Origin of the sequence: Microcoleus sp. PH2017_09_SFU_O_A (genome assembly GCF_020738625.1) — a bacterium.
Taxonomy (GTDB): Bacteria; Cyanobacteriota; Cyanobacteriia; order Cyanobacteriales; family Microcoleaceae; genus Microcoleus.
Map to the genome: position 1 here is coordinate 22,127 of NZ_JAEQCF010000037.1, position 17,224 is coordinate 39,350.

Genomic DNA, 17,224 nt, shown 5'->3' on the forward strand with positions numbered 1-17,224 from the left:
TGTAGTTGCGCTTTAGCGCTCTTTGAGATATATAGGAAAGAGCGCTTGAACTAGGCTAATTCTTAGGTATGTAGTTGCGCTTCAGCGCTCTTTGAGATATATAGGAAAGAGCGCTTAATCTAGGCTAATTCTTAGGTATGTAGTTGCGCTTTAGCGCTCTTTGAGATATATAGGAAAGAGCGCTTAATCTAGGCTAATTCTTAGGTATGTAGTTGCGCTTCAGCGCTCTTTGAGATATATAGGAAAGAGCGCTTGATCTAGGCTAATTCTTAGGTATGTAGTTGCGCTTCAGCGCTCTTACATATATATAAGAAAGAGCGCCCAAGCGCAACAACGTACCTAATTTATCGAGAAGGATTTGCTTTCTCCGGTTCGGCTTTTTCGGAATTAGCTTTCTTAGGATTAGGTTTTTCGGAGCTTTCTTTTTCGGAATTGGCTTTCTTAGAAGTTGCTTTCTCCGGTTCGGCTTTTTCGGAATTGGCTTTCTTAGAAGTTGCTTTTTCGGCTGTTGCGGGAGTTGGCTCTGGGGGAGGTGGATTTACTGCTGATTCTTGAGCGTAAAGCAGATATTTTTGATACTCGATTACTTTTGTCTGAGCTAGTTCGTGGTTGGCGCTGGACACGGGTACTCTTCTCATCAACGATACCGCTTCTTGCCAGCGATCGACAACGATCGTCCAATCTTCCTTCGTTTTTGCCGATCGCCCTAACTCTGCTGCTTTGAGGGCGCTGTTAACGGCTTCTCGAAAGGTATCCGGTACTCTTGCTACATTGGCAGTTTCATCTGGATTCTTCAGAGCAGTTGCTGGCGGCTCGTTTAACATCTTACTGACAAATGCCACCACGGCGATCGCCAACAAACCCGTTACCAGCCCGACGACAATGAAAGTCGATCGCAATCGGTTCTCAAATGCAGCCAATTCCGGCGATTTCTCCTCATCCATATCTGTACTCTCTCTTTCTGTGCGATCGTCCATATTAGCAACATTAGCAACCGCAATATTAGGGACAGATTCTCCCGCAAAGCTTTGTGGTTCCAAAATGCTGCTCTCCAAATTAAACTCTTGACTCCAAGCAGCCCCAATCTCACCGCTTTCTCGCCCCTCAACCTTCACTTTGCGAATCGAATTCGGCTGCAAATCCGTCAGTTTTTCACGGACAAAATCAACTAATGTATCTTCTATCGGTAGTTGCTCTGCCTCCAGAATTACATCCAAACAGTCGCCGTCGAGATTCGCGGAGGCTGCGATCCCTTCAGATGGCAACTGGCTGTTGAGCCAAGATGCGATCGCCTGTGGATTTCCCTGCTTGGCAAGTTCCTGAAAATTAAGCTCTGTCATAGCTGGACACCTGATAATGCAGAAAGGAAGGAAGAAGTCATTAGTCATTAGTCATTAGTCATTAGTCATTAGTCATTAGTCATTAGTCATCAGTCATTAGTCATCAGGAAGAAGGAAGAAGGAATGAAAAAGTCACGAAACAATAGTTTTTTTTAGCTGAAAAGAGCATAACTGAAATTCAACGAACAGTATAATCTATATAATCGCTCTCGGTAAATTCAAGCTCAAAGATGCAAATTATCACTCTCGCTCCCCCTTGCATCCCTCGGGGAAGGACTGAAGTCCTTACTACGAACAGAACTCAGGTTCGTAGTGAGGACTTCAGTCCTCAGCAATTTGATACCGCGCGCAACTCCAAGATACCGCAAGCATCGCCTCTCAAACCGACATCTGGCTGCAAAAAGACCTGCGGCGCCTGGATTTGAGATTGGAGATTAAAAAATTGTGCGATCGCAGTGCCATCGACGGACAGCGAGTGATATCATCATTTAGTCAATTTTTTATAGCAAATAGCTCGATCGCACAATGATAGCAATAGCAATTTTAGCTGCTGGACGCGGCACGCGCATGAAATCTGACTTGCCCAAAGTTCTCCACGAATTGGGTGGTCGATCGCTAGTTGAGCGAGTCCTCCAAAGTTGTCAAGAAATAGAAATTTCCCGGCGACTTGTCATAGTCGGTTATCGAGGTGAACTCGTTAAACAATCTCTGATGGAAGCTCATGAAAAATCGGACAATTCTCAATTTCCTCCCCTAGAATTTGTCGAACAAACCGAACAATTGGGAACCGGTCACGCCATCCAGCAATTGCTGCCTCACTTAAAGGGATTTCCAGGAGATTTGCTGGTATTAAATGGGGATGTACCTTTGCTGAGGGCAGAAACTATCAAACAATTGATGGCAATTCACCAACAGCACAAAAACTCTGCTACTATATTGACAGCTAATTTGCCGAATCCTCAAGGATATGGGCGAGTATTTACTGACAGTCAAAACTTAGTCCAGCAAATTGTCGAAGACCGCGATTGTACAACAACTCAAAAGCAAAACCAGCGAATCAATGCAGGTGTTTATTGTTTTCACTGGCCGCATTTAGAGAAAATTTTGCCAGATTTGAAAGCAGACAATGACCAAAAAGAATATTACCTAACTGATACGGTAAGTATTCTCTCTCCCGTGATGGCGGTGGATGTTGAAGATTATCAAGAAATCTTGGGAATTAACGATCGCAAACATTTAGCCACAGCTTCCGATATTTTGCAAGCGCGGGTAAAGGATAAGTGGATGAAAGCGGGCGTGACGCTGATCGATGCCAACAGCATCACGATCGACGATACCGTAGAGTTGCAGTCGGATGTCGTAATTGAACCGCAAACTCACTTGCGGGGTAAAACTTCGATCGCCTCTGGGAGTCGCATCGGGCCCGGTAGTTTGATTGAAAACAGTCAAATTAAGGAAAACGTGACTGTGCTTTATTCAGTAATTTCTGACAGTATTGTGGCAGAAAATGCGCGAATTGGCCCCTACGCACACCTGCGGGGACACGCGCAAATAGGCGCCAACTGTCGCGTGGGCAATTTTGTAGAATTGAAAAATACTCAAATTGGCGATCGAACTAATGTCGCTCACTTGTCTTATTTAGGCGACGCGACTTTGGGAGAAAAAGTCAACATCGGCGCTGGGACAATTACCGCCAATTACGATGGCAAAAATAAGCACAAAACTCAAATAGGCGATCGGAGCAAAACAGGTTCCAACAGTGTGTTGGTGGCACCGATAACTTTGGGAGAAGATGTTAATGTCGCGGCTGGTTCTATAGTAACAGAAGATGTTCCCAATGACTGTTTAGTAATTGCCCGTTCCCGCCAAGTTGTCAAACCAGGTTGGAAATTGAAAGATGGAAACAAATAACTAGGTTTGTAGTGAGGACTTTAGTCCGCAAAAAGAACTAGGTTTGTAGTGAAGACTTTAGTCCGCAAAAAGAACTAGGTTTGTAGTGAAGACTTTAGTCCGCAGAATTTTCACTCTGACTGCAATCATCACTACAAATACTTTCGTGCGATCGCGCGTGGAGGTAGTTGTTAATCGCTTTGGCGATTTCTACTTGCTTGTAAGGGCTCATAGTGTGGGGAAGGGATATGCGATCTCCTCCACTAACTAACAGTCTAACTTGGTACCAAACATCATGATCCCGATCTTTTGTGCGATCGACTTCCACCCCATAAATCTCGAACAGAGAGCGTTTAATTACTTTACGGGCCAACAAACCCCGCCGTTTAACAGTCAAGGTGTTGGAAGTTCCATCGAAGCTGTAGGTTTCTTTATTTCCCAAGGCGATGACTCCGACTCCTGCGAGCAAAAATATGCCTCCTGTCCATCCCAACCAGCGATCGTCTTGGCTTAAGCGCAGCAAGCGAGATTTTGCATTTTTAAGATAAAAATTGATGTCCGAAGCAGCAGCGTCTTTATTCCCCCAGTTAGTCGAGTTAGCACTAAAAGGAACATCGCCAACATTCGTCACAAGTACAACTCTGCTTTTGGAGCCAAATCTTTCTACTTTAGCTCCCTGCAAAGCAGCAAGCTGAATTTCTTGGATGTTCGATCCCAGTAAGTGCGATCGCACCAACTGACAATTTCCTTGTTTTTCGTGCGATCGCTGGCAGCTCAAAGTTGCTGCATGATAGTCAAAAGTCAGCCCGATCAGTCCAAATGTCATTAATAAACAACTAGGGAACCAAAAATCTAATATGCTTTTAGTCTGAATTATTAGTTCCGTTGCTGTGTACTTGATTATTTTCATTTACTTCACCTTTTAAATCCAAAACTGATGTTACAGATCGACTTCCCGACCAGGCTACGTCAAATTGTTAAGTTATATATTATTGGAAGCGATCCTATAGGATAACCCTTTTTATCTTGCTAATAGGCTAGCACTAAAATGTCTAACCGACAACAAATGTCGCGAGTTCACCTGCGGCTGCGTTTCAGATAGCTTTCCGTGATTTAAGGACAGGAATATTAAAAAATATTAATTATCTCATTGGGAGTGAAACGTTAGCTTTCTAGCGCGATCGTACAGGAAGTAATGGCAAACAAAAATGAAGAAAACTTTATAATGTAACAGAATGTAAAGTTTATTGGCGCCTACCTAAGTATCGTTAATTATTGATTTGGGCGATTAGCCTAGAGGGATAGCTGCGCCGCGCGTACTTAAAGTCGCAGGTGCATTCATTTAGTGCGATCGCTTGTCCAAATAGCTGCAAATCAAGTCAGCCATTTTTTGTTGCTCTTCCCGATTCAAGCCACCGCTTAAACATAGGCTATCTCCCACATTCATTAGCAAATGCACATCGTACCAGGTATAGCTGTCCATATGTTCTGTTTTGTGTACGTGAACTGTTTTTAATTCGACTTCAGAAATTTCACTGAGCGATTTTTCGGTCACTTCATTCACCCTTATCCCCCTTTTTTTAATAGTTAGGATACTTGCATTTTTATCAAAAATATAAGTTTCAACACTGAATAAATTATGGAACACAAAATATATTGCAGCGAAACCAATAACGACAAAGCTGCCCTGAAAAAGTATCGAGCCGAAATTTGCTAGCCGATTATCTTTTTCTATTACTAATTTACTGACAGAGGTTTGTATATATTTATTGAACAACTCTGCATCCTTAACAGTTTGGTACGGTAGATAAACATCTCCTTGGTTAGTTGCCAGAAATACATTCTGTTTGAAAGTTGAATTCCCATCGCTATCAGTAGTCTCTATTTTGTCAACTCTAGCCTCCTTGACTTGTTGGATGGACTCTAATTCCCCTTTAACTAATCCCATAAAACTTGATGTACTCATTTCGCAACTTACGATTTTTGGCTCAATTTTTGTGCACGAAAGTCTTTCCACTCCAGAAGAGGACATCGTGATAAATATCATTAACAAGGGTATTCCTGAAAATCCTGTAACCCATACAGTAGGAAATAGCAAACCAGACAAACTTAATCCATTTTTAAGCTTGAGAAGATGTTCGGTTTTTTCAATTATTTTCATCATCGGTATCCACTCCCGTTTAATTAATTGATAGTCTGCAAAATTTTCCAGATTGCTCTTGAAGTCTATGTATATATTCAGAGGGATCAACCATTGAGGTGGCTGCGAATCGAATCAGCCATTTTTTGTTGCTCTTTCTGATTTGAGCTACTGCCTAAAGATAGGCGATCGCCCTCATTCATTAGCAAACAAACCTCCCATAACATACTGTTTTCGCCGTATATTGTTTCTAATTTAACCTCCGAAATTTCGCTGAGCGATCGTTCGGCAACTTCCTTCACCCATATTCCTCTTTTCTTAAGAGTTAAGGTACTTGCATCTTTATCAAAAATGTAACTTTCAACAATAAAATAACGCAATACACCAGAAAATACCCTAAAACCAATAACTAAAAACAAACTGGGAAAAAGCATTATTCCAAAACTAAATAACCGATTGTCTGTTTCTATCACCAACACTCCGGTCGAGGTTTGTATATATTTATTAAACGAAGTTGCATCCTTGGCATTTTGATTTGTCAACAAAAACTCCCATTCCTTAGTTACCAAAAATACATGGTTCACAGTCATGGGTTTGCCATCACTATCGGTGGTCTTGCTTGTCTCGAATCTAGCTCCCTGAACTTGATCTATCGAGGTTACTTCGCCTTTATTTAATCCCATAAAAGTTGACCTACTGAGTTCGCAATTTGCGCTTTTTGGCTCAATCTTTTTGCAGGAAAGTCTTTCCACTCCAGTAGATGCCATAATCAAGAACATCATAAATAAAGGTATTCCTGAAAATCCCGTCACCCATATGGTAGGAGATATCGCACTATAAATCATTTCCCATAAATTATTAAGCATTAGAAGATGTTCGTTTTTTTTAATAACTTTCATGTTAGGTATAATCTCCAATGTAAGTGATTGACGGGGTTACAAAAATTACCAGACTAGGGACTAAGAACTTTCGTTATTATATGATTTCTATAGCAAAGCTCTTAACTACAATTATGCAACAGTTTTCTTTTCAGGTCAATTCATAAATGTCATTGATTAACTTCATAAAAGTCATAATTGTATTCTTGAAAATTCAGCCTAGAAACGGGTTTTTCTACGAAATTACGAAATATAGCCTTTCTCAGAAAGATGAGGTACTCATGGGCATTGGCCAAACAGGCCAAATAGGGCATTGGGCAAACAGGCCAAACAGGGTATACCTCACTTTTTTGATAAAGGCTATAGTAGCGAATACGTTAATTTTTATATTTTCCAGTACCTACTTCTACTCATAAATCTCGCAATAGAAGTATCCGGTAAAATTATTCACCCACCAACCCCGTTGTTCAACAGTCATTTTACCGAAAGTTTTATCAAAGCTATAGATTTAATTTTTCGCGCTTCCAAACATATTCTAATACCCCCGTCACCACACATATGCTCCCTAATGTCCATAGAAACCAACGATCGTCTTGACTTACATTCAACGATTTGCGATCGGGATTTGCAACAAAATCATTGATTTTATTAGCAATATCATTTTTATCCCCCCAAGCAGTGTAGCCATCCGTAAACGGAATTTCCCCCGATTTGGTTAACAGTTCAACTCTGGTGCTACGCTTCCTACCTGTGGTAACTTTGCCTCCCACTAAATTATCCAGAGATATTTCTTGAATATTTGAACCCAAAAAGCTCCATCCTGTGAGTTTACAATTGCCTTGTTTAGATTCTATGCGTTGGCAACTTAGAGTTGTATTTGTTGCATTAAAAGCCAGCCACAATCCAATGAGAATGAAGGGCAAGCTAGATAACAAGTCCAGCCAGATGTTAGATCTTGTAATTTTTAGTTCATTAAAAGGCGTTCCCTTGAGTTTTTTCATGAGTTCATTTTTTTGATGACACAAAAGCTTGAATAGGTATTTTCTCTATTGTGTCCATTTTATCATGCACAAATTATTTGACAATGCCTCGGGTGCACTTGCTTGGCAAAGATATTGCTTCAGTGCTATGACTGCGATCGCACGTCGAGACATAGCTGCGGATTAAGTCAGCCATTTGGCATTGTTCTGTTACTGAATTGCTTCTCAAACAAATGCGATCGCACCCCAACATCAATAACTCAACATAGTAGCTATAATTTCCCTCGCCATCTTCTATTTCGGCTAATTCCACCGCACAAATATCGCGAATTGAGCGTTCAGTAACATGATTAAGCGACAAACCCCGTCGTTTAACGGTCATTTTCCCCAAAGTTTTATCAAAGATATAAATTTCAGATATCGCGCCATCCAACAAACACAGGGAGAATAACAGAAATATGCCTCCACCGATCCAGTTGGATGCCAAGATGATCTGCAATAATCCAATTATAATGAAGGGAGAAATTAAGACTAAACCGTCCCAGATGCTAGAGTTTTGAATTATTAGTTTAGTTGGTGTTTGCTTGAGAACTTTCATAAGCTTATCCTGTTATTTTTGAGAACGATCTAAATTACTGATTTCTCTGCTGTACGCAATTTGTTATGCACGGATTATTTAGTCCGGCGGCCGACGAGCGCCATCTTGGTATTGCCAACAGCCTTGACAGCATAAGCATCGCCCGGAAGCACCTGCAAAGCTCTGTTAAAATTGATTAAAGCCGTTTGATAGTCTCTTTGCGCGTAGCAGACATAGCCAAGTTTTATTAATTTTTTAAATTCATCTTTGTTACCGGGTACAGATGCTGCATCAAGTCGAGGAGATGGCTGAGTACCCGGAGATGATTCTTGAGTTGCTGGTGGGTGGGGAAACATCAGTTTGTTGAGTCTAAGTGCATCAATCTTGATAATCTGAACCTCGCTTTCCCATCATTCCCCAATAAGCCACACCGTAAAGTTGAGCAGCCTGCATTGCTTCCTCGTCATAGCCTTGAGCTTTGAACAAAGCCTCGGCCTCTTTGAGATAGCCCATTGCTTGTTCTTTATTGTTGGTTGCATCTTGAACCATCAAAGCTAATCCCAATTTCATGCGAGCATCAGCATCATTAGCATCACTTTTAATTGCTGTTTTCCAGTGGGTAATTTCCTCTTCTATAGTGTCCCATTTGAGTTCGTTAGAGTTATCTGTGGGAAAGCCGTCAAGACCATAATTTCTAATATTCAAGAATGTCGCAATGACTTCGGCTGTTTTGTGCTTGCTTCCTAAACCAGTGCTGAAACTAGAAGTTAGAGGAACACGTCTCTTACCTGAGTTCAACACCAGACATACACGATAGGTATTGCTCTCACTGCTCGACATCTCCTGTATTTCCACGCCTGAAATATCTTGAAGCAGGTGTTTGATAAGTTTCGTTTTGGCAATCAGTGGTTTATGCCGCTTGATAGTCAGATGACCGAGACTTTTATCAAAGGCAATGGTTTCTATCTCGACAAATATCACCAATAGCAAACCAACGACAGCAAATAAATAAAGGAAAAAACTGCCAGAAGACAAACCTCCAAATACGCCTACTAATAAAAAACTTCCCCCAACAAATAGCTGCATCCAAAATGCGAACATTTCTACGAATTCTAGTTTGTCTGATGTTTGTTTCATGATTTTGTGTTGAGTTAATGTTAAGTGAATGTTGATGTGGATTATTTGCTATTTGATTGGGCGATCGCCTTTTTGGTATCTTCAACACCCTTGAGGGCCTCAGCATCGCCGGGATTCGCTTGTGCAGCTCTGTTAAAATTGATTAAAGCTGTTTGATAATCTCCCTTTGCATAGGCTAATTTCCCAAGCTGCATCGATTGATTGAAGTCATATTGTTGACCGCCAACAGTACCAAAACTAGGCTCAGAAGCAGGAGATTGCTCTTGACTTGGTGATGCACCAGCGTTGAAATCAGAAGGAAAAGGAGAGGGTGACTGTTCGCTAGCTCCAGGCATGAACATACCAAGCATCGGCCCAACAGAACTTGCAAGATTTGAAACGAACTGGAAGCCTGCAAATAAATACATTGGCACTACAACAAGCTGCATGAAAAATGTCTTTCTGATTTTTGGATTGCTCCAATTCTTTATATAAAAAAATAATCCAGCAAATGGAACCAGCAAGTAAAGCACTCCCCAAAGATATTCTTCTCGAAAAGCTTGAGTTAATCCCCAGATATTACCAACAACACTTAAAACTAAACCTAGAGCAAAAAATAAGCCGATCGCAATTCCAGACATTTTCTATTTCTCCGCTTGATGTATAGTTGTTTTGCAAACTGTAAAGGTAAGGATTGAAACGCATTTTCAACCCGAAACTCTTTTGGCTGTTTGCTGTGTTAAAAATAGATTAGTGGTGAATCCAGTCCGATCGCGCACAGCGAATGTTAGGATTTTGGTTAGGAATTTGACTAGGAACTCGATCGCGACTGCCACAAATGACACCCTCAAACCTCGATCGACCCGAAGAACCTTTTACACGGGCTACCTACGACTGGGACATCGAAAAGCTCTACAGCGACTTAGCCAATGCCAAACTAGAATTCGCCCCCCACACCCGAAGAGGGCTGACAACCGTGGAAAAAAGGCACTTGTGCGGCTTGCTGTGCGGTTACAGCCCCGCCGAGATGGCGGTACTTCTTAACAAACAAATCAAGGGTGTAGAGGTTGACTTATCCAAAACCTTGTACCGATACATAGAAATATTGACAAATCGACCCCGAAATGCGCTCAAAAATTGGAGGGATGCGATCGACTGGCTGGTAATAGCCGGGTATAAAAAACAACCAAAAACCTCATCCGGCGCAGTCTTAAAAGCCACTCTCCACCATTCAGACAGCATTCTCTCGGCTGCGATCAGTCCCGACGGACAATTACTAGCAACGGGATCTCACGACAGTACAGTGAAAGTTTGGAGTTTGCACAGCGGGGAACTGCTGCGGACTATTTGCGGACATTCAACCGCCGTGTTGCTAGTTGCTTTCAGCCCCGCTAGCAAAACGCTGCTGACGCGATCGCGCGCGGGTACAGTCAAACTGTGGAACCTGCAAAATGGAGAACAGATGAAGCGTTTAGCAGACGTACACCGCCACGAATCTGTCGCTGTGAGTCCCGACTGGCAAATTTTGGCGATCGGCACCACCTGTGGCACTGTCAAGCTGCAACACCTCAACAGCGGCCAACTGCTGCAAGTTTTGAAAGGCTATCAAGGAGATGACATAAGTGCGATCGCCCTGAGTCCCAACGGCAAAATGTTAATAGCCAGCGGGCTGAATGCAACCAGCGGTTTCTGTCGCGCTACCGTCACTTTGTGGGAATTACCGGGGGGAGAAGTGCGGCGAACATTTGGTAGCGAAAATTATGTAGCAATTACTCCAGACAGCCAAATTCTAGTCTGTCATTCCAACAAAACGATCGCCCTGTGGAATTTGGAAACAGGCGAATTATTGCATTCGGTGCAAACCGGAATTCGCATCACTTCCGCCGCCGCCATTAGCCCCGACGGGAAATATTTTGCTGTGGGCTGTTTTGACGGTACTGTTAGGCTTTGGAATTTGCGCGGCCAATTGCTGCACGCTTTGGAAGGACATTCGGGCCCGGTGTCGGCGGTGGCGATCGGGCAGTTGGGCGACACTCTGGTTAGCGGTAGCGATAATGGTACAGTTAAAGTTTGGCAGTTGCGAATTTAAGATCGTTGAGGTGAATGGTGATGATTAAATTATTATAGTATAATTGATTTAAGGTTTTTTAGAGGGGCCCAGACAATGAACGTTACCCTAAAACCCGAACAAGAAAATTACGTGCGATCGCAATTACAAGCTGGCAACTATGACAGCGTTCAAGAACTAATTAGCGAAGCATTACCACTGCTAGAAGAAAGAAATCGCGCATTGAAACAGCAGCGTCTGGCAGCACTCAGACAAAAAATTGCTAGCGGTACTGAGCAAATTGCTCAAGGAAAAGTGACGGTGAAGTAGTTTGGGAGCATCTCAGTTTTGCATTTACAGTGCTGTCCCCGCTCGCGTGCTTTTATACGCTTTGCTGTGCGGGGACAGCACTGTGAAGAAAAAATGCTTCTTGCAAAACTGAGATGCTCCCAGTAGTTTTTGCCAGATTGCAGGAAAAAATTCGCTTAATTTCTGAGTCTGGAGCCGGAATGAGTCGGCGATCTTTGCTAAACTAGATTCAGAGCTAATACAAAAACTATGATAACAGCACCTGCCGGATGGAAACCCCGCCACATCTCTGACAAATACAAAAAAACTCCGATTTCTCCCGAAGAGAAAGCAAAACAAAAAGCTGAAAGCCAAGTGCGGTGGCAGCGCTGTCGCCCGATTTTTGAACGAGTCCGCGACGAACTCATGGCGACTCACTACAATTGGTACGTTGTTATCGATCCTGATAGTGGCGAATATTTTGTTGAGAAAGATCAACTCGTCGCTTTTGGGAAGCTGTTAACAAATTCTCCCCAAAAACTAATGGTTGTTCGGCGCTTGAATGAGACCGGAGTTTGTGGCAGTATTTTATGATTCAAGGAAAGTTTGATGAAGAGACAAATCAACTATTTTTTGAAATAAGTTTGGTAGCGGCTGATGGGGAAGTCATATTTGCGGATGCGCTTCTAGATACGGGATTCAGCGGTTGGTTGGCGATAAACAGCCAAGATTTAGATTTTAATTGGCTGCTTGTAGATGATGAATACCCCATGAAGACTGCACGAGGAGAAGGTACTTTTAATATTTATATCGGCACTGTGCAAATTGACGGTCAAGAATTTAATATTCCTGTGGTAGCAGGAGATGAGATACCAGAAATTATCATCGGGATGGAATGGCTGAAAACTAAACGGTTAGTGGTAGATTTGGCGGCGGGAATCCTGACTTTGGGGTGAAGTTTTTGGCTCGTTACGGGATAGCTACCGTTCGTTTTAATATCAAGTCCGAATCGGAACGAGGCTACCGGACATGATATTAAACTAACGCCGATCGAGATTCCCGACAACTCCTGCGAAGTCGGGAATCTAAACCACCGCTTCTATGCAAATTTAAGCAACAAAAACTAACGTTCCCTTGTTTGTTTCCAAAGTATCGCCCATTTCCGTACCGTTGTGAAAAGCACCGAGAATGATCTCGCTAGTTTTGCCGATCGCGATCGCACCATTAGCATCAATCCCGATCGCACCAAAATCTCGTTTGCGATCGTCAGCTTCCGCAAAAGAACGCTCAAAAGCAGCTTTCAAACTCAAACCATCCGTTACCCGAATCACAATTCGCGCCGCCAAACACTCATCCATGATGTGCTCGCCGATACCCGTACAGCTAACCGCCGCATTGCCCGTCGCGTAATTTCCCGCAGGCATTGCGGAGTCGCTAACCCGCCCGATGCGCTCAAAACCCTTGCCGCCAGTTGATGTTCCAGCAGCCAAGCGTCCCTGAGTATCCAAAGCTACAACGCCGATCGTGCCAACACCCGCAGGTTCCGCGACCACATTAGCCATTGCTCTGTTAAAATTGCCTTGGCGTTCCTGCATCCACTCGTGCAACCGCAAATCCGTCATCGGATCGTAAATCGGTAAGTGAAGTTCTCGCAGCAATTCCGCCGCACCGTAATCAGATAATACGCGATCGTCCGAAGTCTGCAAAAATTGAGCAAGTTCGATCGGATTTTGAACCCGAGCCACATTAATTGTGCCGCTGAAACGCTGCGCCAAACCGTCCATCAGCGAAGCACTCATCCGAATTTGCCCGTCCGACTGTACCACAGAACCCGTGCCCGCATTAAATCGCGGGTCATCTTCCAACAACCGACAGCCCTGCACTACTGCATCTACGGCACTTGCGCCATTTTTCAGCAGCGGATACACTGCCTCCAAAACATCGTAAAGCGACTTCCGCACCGCTTCAATTCCGCCCTTGCTTTGCAGACAACTACCGGCACCGCCGTGAATAACTAGCTTTGGTTGCACCTGTTGCGATGCCATACTTCTAACCGTGAAATTTTTCCTTTGCAATCTTAGCCTCAGTTTGGCAAATGGCAAGACATTCTTAATTTTCTGTGCTATTACGGCGGCGGCGACAGCGATCCGAGCAGTATTTCACCTCATCCCAGCAGTCGGCCCATTTTTTGCGCCAAGTAAAAGGTCGATCGCACACCGGACACATCTTAGTCGGTAAATCGGACTTCAATCGTTGCTTTGCCATGCTAATTTTGACAGTAGGTAAATTAACTATAGTCTTTCTTAATTATTTGAGGGAATGGGGAATCGGGAATCGGGAATCGGGAATCGGGAATCGGGAATCGGGAATCGGGAATGGTTACTGGTTACTGGTTACTTGTTACTTGTTAGTGATTTTTCTAATAGCCAATGCCCAATTACCAATTACCAATTACCAATTACCAATTACCAATTACCAATTACCAATTACCAATTACCAATTACCAATGCCCCATGCCAACATCCGAATCGTCTTAGTCGAACCCGCAGGGCCCTTAAATGTGGGTTCTGTAGCCCGCGTGATGAAAAATATGGGTTTGCACCAATTAATTTTGGTGAATCCCCAGTGCGATTATTTAGGGGAAGAAGCCCGGTTGATGGCTGTGCGCGCCGCCGACATACTAGAAACGGCGATAGTAGTTGAGAGTTTGCCGGCTGCTTTGGTAGGATGTGTCAGGGCGATCGCAACGACAGGAGATGATGGTCGATCGCACCCAATGCCACTAGAAGCACCCGCAGATGCTTTACCTTGGTTATTAGAAGCCCCCAGCGCCCTAATTTTTGGTCGAGAAGATTGTGGATTGACTAACGCCGAATTAAACCGCGCCCAGCGCTTGATTCGGATTCCCAGCAGCGATGCTTACACTTCCTTAAATCTCGCTCAAGCTGTAGCTATTTGCTGCTATGAATTGTATCTGGACGAAGTCCGAGGGAAGAAGGAAGAAGGAAGAGGGAAGAAGGAAGAGGGAAGTTCGGCAACAGATTCTGTAACGGATGTAACGGATACAAGGAATCAGGAAGAGGGAATATTTTCCCAATCCCCCCCTCTCCCCCTCTCCCAATCCCCCCCTCTCCCAATCCCCCCCTCTCCCCCTCTCCCCAACAGTGCTCCGTTGGAACAGTTGGAGGGATACTACCAGCAACTAGAAGGGCTGCTGCTGAAAATTGGATATTTGCAGCCGCACACAGCAGCAAGTCGGATGGAAAAATTTCGGCGTTTGTACAACAGGGCTTATCCGACAGTGGATGAAGTCGCCATGCTGCGGGGCGCGATTCGTCAAACAGAATGGGGATTGAAAAGTTATCCGCGATCGCCAGTTTCTGATACTCTGGATGGGGCGTTGCCGGAAAATCCAAGGGATAGCTAGGTGTCGTGGTATTAGAAACCGGGTTTCTTGCCGGGAAATTACCTTAAAGCGTAGGTTTTTAGTCAAGAAACCCGGTTTCTTGGGTGACAATTGGGTGCAGGGGTGCGTGTGGAGTAAATCTAAAATCTAAAATCTAAAATCTAAAATCTAAAATCGATTGGCTGTTAAGCTAAAAAATCTTAAACTTGAAATTTACAGTGCAGAAGGAGTAAGACGTGGCAGAGCGGTTTCCCAAACGATCGATATTATCAGTGATGTCCTCGATAGCCTCTGCCAACTCCGGCCCGCAGCCGCCTCAATCCGGCACAGCAAGCGAGTCTGGCAAATCCGGCCGCCGTCGCCCTCCCCAACAGCCAAACAGCAATTCCGAAATTCCCACATCAGAAACTGCGACTTTCTCACCACAACCAAGCCGCAGCAAGAGAAGTAGAGCCAATTCTCCCGCACCTACCTCCGAAGAATTGAGCGCGCAGGACTTTTTGTCCAATCCCCAATCAGCAATTAATCCCAGAAAACCCAGAAGCAGCAAAACCACCAAAATTGGGGAGGCGAAGAGTCGCCAACCTCGCAAAAAAGGCCTCGCTGCTGTGGATATGTTCGCTTTTCCCGAACCAAATTCCCCTGTCAGCACTCGGGCCAGCAATCCCATCAGCGAACCCGAAACGACAACTCCCCCCGCACCCCGTAAAAGTCGAGCCAGCGCACCACCAGAGAGCATTCCAGACCCGGTAACAGCCCCCAAGGTCAAAAAAGCCCCCGTGCCGAAACCGCGCCCGCAAGCGAATCAGAGACCGGGCAAACGCTCTGCAACTGGGAACGTGCCGCCGTTGGTATATGCTACTCGGTTGCTGATTTTGGGAGTTGGGATGGCGGTGATTTGCGGTACGCTGCTGTCAGTGGTGAATGCTGTGAGTCGATCGGGCGTAGCGACACAGGAAACCCCCGCAGGCCAGAAAAACCCAGCCGATAGCGCAGTTGCTGCACCAGCCACCCCAGAAGCATTGCAATTGAATCAAGAAATAGCAGCTTTGAAAACAGAAGTTCAGGTGATAGCAACGGAAAATGCCACTTTGACAGCGGGAATATTTCTAGTTGATTTAGATACAGGAAGCTATGTAAATTTTAACGGCGATGCTCCTTTTGCTTCAGCGAGCACGATAAAAGTGCCAATTTTAGTAGCTTTTTTCCAAGCAGTAGATGAAGGCAAAATCCAGTTAGATCAAGTGCTGACGCTGAAACCGGAACACATTGTCGGCGGTTCTGGGGATATGCAAGACGACGCACCGGGTGAAAAATATTCGGCTTTGGAAGTTGCGAAAAAGATGATTGTTGTCAGCGACAATACCGCGACAAATATGATGGTTGAGTTGCTGGGAGGTGCGGAGGTTTTAAATCAGCAATTTGCCAACTGGGGATTGAGGGCGACGGTGCTGCACAATAAGTTGCCAGATTTGGAGGGAACGAATACTAGCAGCCCGAAGGATTTGATAAATATTATAGCTCAAGTCGATCGCGGAAATTTGGTTTCTGTCAAATCGCGCGATCGTATTTTGCAAATCATGCGGCAAACTAAAAACGATTCTTTGCTACCGAGAGGCTTGGGCGAAGGAGCAGTGATTGCTCACAAAACCGGCAACATTAATACAATGCTAGCCGATGCGGGGATGGTAGATTTGCCAAACGGCAAGCGTTATTTAGTAGCGGTGATGGTGAAGCATCCGCCGGAAACCGAGAAGCCAGCTCAAACATTGATTCGGGATATTTCTAAGATGAGTTACCGCTATTTAAACGACGGGGAAACACCCGCCGAGTCCAAAGTGAAAATCAAAAATTAATTGATTCACCCTAAAATATGTTTAAGGAAAACCGGGCGAATGGAATTCGCGTCTACACAAACAAAACCCGCCTCCGCGGGTTGAAGAAAATCGGGCGAATGGAATTCGCCGTCTTCTCTATTCCGGGCCAGTTAGCGCAAGTCCCGTAGAGTTTACAAACTATAAATGAGTTTGTATTATGAAACTAACCACCCGACTTGCTTGTTTGCTAGCACTCTCAACCTTAGCCGTGGGAGTCTCCCCCGCCTTCAGCAATCCCCTTCGCTCTTCTCAAAGTGAATTCACGGATATTACAGTTACTTCCAATAATATCGAACTGAATCGAGCGAAAAACCTAGCCCGTCAAGCAGCAGAGAATACTAACGGCGGTTTGGGCGAATATCGAGCCGAAGCATCGATGCACGGCGCATCAGCCGAATCGCCTTTTGTTGACAATGGTGACGGTACTTGGACATTTACTTTTCAAGGTTACAAACCCGGTTCATCTGTCTATACGGTTGAGACAGTTGTGACTGTTTCCCAACATGGCAGAATCACAGTTAATTACAACGGACGCATTCGTAGCTCAAGCCGATTTTAGAAACACCAGGACTCTTCTAGGTATGTAGTTGCGCTTTAGCGCTCTTTCATCCTAATATAAGAAAGAGCGCTGAAGCGCAACTACGTACCTTTTTGATTTGAGGTATGTTGTTGCGCTTTAGCGCTC

At 44.3% G+C, this 17,224-nt stretch carries 19 protein-coding genes; 8 read left to right on the top strand and 11 right to left on the bottom strand.

What is annotated here, in order from left to right; genetic code table 11:
• Positions 1-344: 344 nt before the first annotated feature.
• Positions 345-1,340 carry a hypothetical protein gene (locus JGK16_RS15460; RefSeq protein ID WP_293191258.1) on the bottom strand — a complete coding sequence of 332 codons (996 nt, stop codon included), beginning with the start codon at positions 1,338-1,340 and terminating at the stop codon, positions 345-347.
• Positions 1,341-1,865: 525 nt separating this feature from the next.
• Here JGK16_RS15460 and glmU point away from each other — a divergent pair.
• Positions 1,866-3,251 carry a bifunctional UDP-N-acetylglucosamine diphosphorylase/glucosamine-1-phosphate N-acetyltransferase GlmU gene (gene glmU, locus JGK16_RS15465; protein WP_293181357.1) on the top strand — a complete coding sequence of 462 codons (1,386 nt, stop codon included), beginning with the start codon at positions 1,866-1,868 and terminating at the stop codon, positions 3,249-3,251.
• Between the two features lie 94 nt (positions 3,252-3,345).
• On the opposite strand, the gene JGK16_RS15470 is transcribed toward glmU, so the two are convergent.
• From JGK16_RS15470 to JGK16_RS15505, 8 genes are all read right to left on the bottom strand, one after another.
• The gene (locus JGK16_RS15470) at positions 3,346-4,140 is read right to left on the bottom strand and encodes a hypothetical protein (RefSeq protein ID WP_293203239.1); all 795 of its coding nucleotides are present in this window, start codon (positions 4,138-4,140) and stop codon (positions 3,346-3,348) included.
• A gap of 432 nt (positions 4,141-4,572) precedes the next feature.
• The gene (locus JGK16_RS15475) at positions 4,573-5,394 is read right to left on the bottom strand and encodes a hypothetical protein (protein ID WP_293181351.1); all 822 of its coding nucleotides are present in this window, start codon (positions 5,392-5,394) and stop codon (positions 4,573-4,575) included.
• A gap of 83 nt (positions 5,395-5,477) precedes the next feature.
• Positions 5,478-6,269, bottom strand: coding sequence for a hypothetical protein (locus tag JGK16_RS15480; protein WP_293181348.1), 792 nt, complete (start codon positions 6,267-6,269; stop codon positions 5,478-5,480).
• Between the two features lie 479 nt (positions 6,270-6,748).
• Positions 6,749-7,249 carry a hypothetical protein gene (locus JGK16_RS15485; RefSeq protein WP_293181345.1) on the bottom strand — a complete coding sequence of 167 codons (501 nt, stop codon included), beginning with the start codon at positions 7,247-7,249 and terminating at the stop codon, positions 6,749-6,751.
• A gap of 73 nt (positions 7,250-7,322) precedes the next feature.
• Positions 7,323-7,826, bottom strand: a complete 504-nt coding sequence (locus JGK16_RS15490; RefSeq protein WP_293191262.1) for a hypothetical protein — start codon at positions 7,824-7,826, stop codon at positions 7,323-7,325.
• 74 nt (positions 7,827-7,900) lie between these two features.
• Complete coding sequence (locus tag JGK16_RS15495; protein ID WP_293181339.1) at positions 7,901-8,161, bottom strand: tetratricopeptide repeat protein; 261 nt, start codon at positions 8,159-8,161, stop codon at positions 7,901-7,903.
• 22 nt (positions 8,162-8,183) lie between these two features.
• Complete coding sequence (locus tag JGK16_RS15500; RefSeq protein ID WP_293191266.1) at positions 8,184-8,942, bottom strand: hypothetical protein; 759 nt, start codon at positions 8,940-8,942, stop codon at positions 8,184-8,186.
• A 41-nt stretch (positions 8,943-8,983) separates the two neighbouring features.
• A complete protein-coding gene (locus JGK16_RS15505) occupies positions 8,984-9,562 on the bottom strand; it encodes a hypothetical protein (protein ID WP_293181333.1) in 579 nt (192 codons plus the stop codon).
• A gap of 197 nt (positions 9,563-9,759) precedes the next feature.
• Between JGK16_RS15505 and JGK16_RS15510 the strand changes: the two genes are divergently transcribed.
• From JGK16_RS15510 to JGK16_RS15525, 4 genes are all read left to right on the top strand, one after another.
• Positions 9,760-11,010: a WD40 repeat domain-containing protein gene (locus tag JGK16_RS15510; protein ID WP_293191269.1), complete on the top strand. Its 1,251-nt coding sequence runs from the start codon at positions 9,760-9,762 to the stop codon at positions 11,008-11,010.
• Positions 11,011-11,085: 75 nt separating this feature from the next.
• Positions 11,086-11,298 (top strand): type II toxin-antitoxin system ParD family antitoxin, encoded by a 213-nt coding sequence (locus tag JGK16_RS15515; protein WP_293191272.1) that lies wholly within the window; start codon positions 11,086-11,088, stop codon positions 11,296-11,298.
• Between the two features lie 228 nt (positions 11,299-11,526).
• Positions 11,527-11,850 (top strand): hypothetical protein, encoded by a 324-nt coding sequence (locus tag JGK16_RS15520; protein ID WP_293191274.1) that lies wholly within the window; start codon positions 11,527-11,529, stop codon positions 11,848-11,850.
• A complete protein-coding gene (locus tag JGK16_RS15525) occupies positions 11,847-12,212 on the top strand; it encodes an aspartyl protease (RefSeq protein ID WP_293191276.1) in 366 nt (121 codons plus the stop codon). Before JGK16_RS15520 ends, JGK16_RS15525 begins: the two co-directional genes overlap by 4 nt.
• 153 nt (positions 12,213-12,365) lie before the next feature.
• Here JGK16_RS15525 and JGK16_RS15530 read toward each other — a convergent pair whose 3' ends face one another.
• Positions 12,366-13,301, bottom strand: a complete 936-nt coding sequence (locus JGK16_RS15530) for an isoaspartyl peptidase/L-asparaginase (RefSeq protein WP_293191278.1) — start codon at positions 13,299-13,301, stop codon at positions 12,366-12,368.
• A 64-nt stretch (positions 13,302-13,365) separates the two neighbouring features.
• Positions 13,366-13,521, bottom strand: coding sequence for a DUF2256 domain-containing protein (locus JGK16_RS15535; RefSeq protein ID WP_265237541.1), 156 nt, complete (start codon positions 13,519-13,521; stop codon positions 13,366-13,368).
• 241 nt (positions 13,522-13,762) lie between these two features.
• On the opposite strand from JGK16_RS15535, the gene JGK16_RS15540 reads away from it, so the two are divergent.
• The 3 genes from JGK16_RS15540 (at position 13,763) to JGK16_RS15550 (ending at position 17,098) form a co-directional block, all read left to right on the top strand.
• Positions 13,763-14,683: an RNA methyltransferase gene (locus JGK16_RS15540; RefSeq protein WP_293191290.1), complete on the top strand. Its 921-nt coding sequence runs from the start codon at positions 13,763-13,765 to the stop codon at positions 14,681-14,683.
• A 215-nt stretch (positions 14,684-14,898) separates the two neighbouring features.
• Positions 14,899-16,518, top strand: a complete 1,620-nt coding sequence (locus JGK16_RS15545; RefSeq protein WP_293203240.1) for a serine hydrolase — start codon at positions 14,899-14,901, stop codon at positions 16,516-16,518.
• Between the two features lie 178 nt (positions 16,519-16,696).
• A complete protein-coding gene (locus tag JGK16_RS15550; RefSeq protein ID WP_293191283.1) occupies positions 16,697-17,098 on the top strand; it encodes a hypothetical protein in 402 nt (133 codons plus the stop codon).
• Positions 17,099-17,224 lie beyond the last annotated feature (126 nt).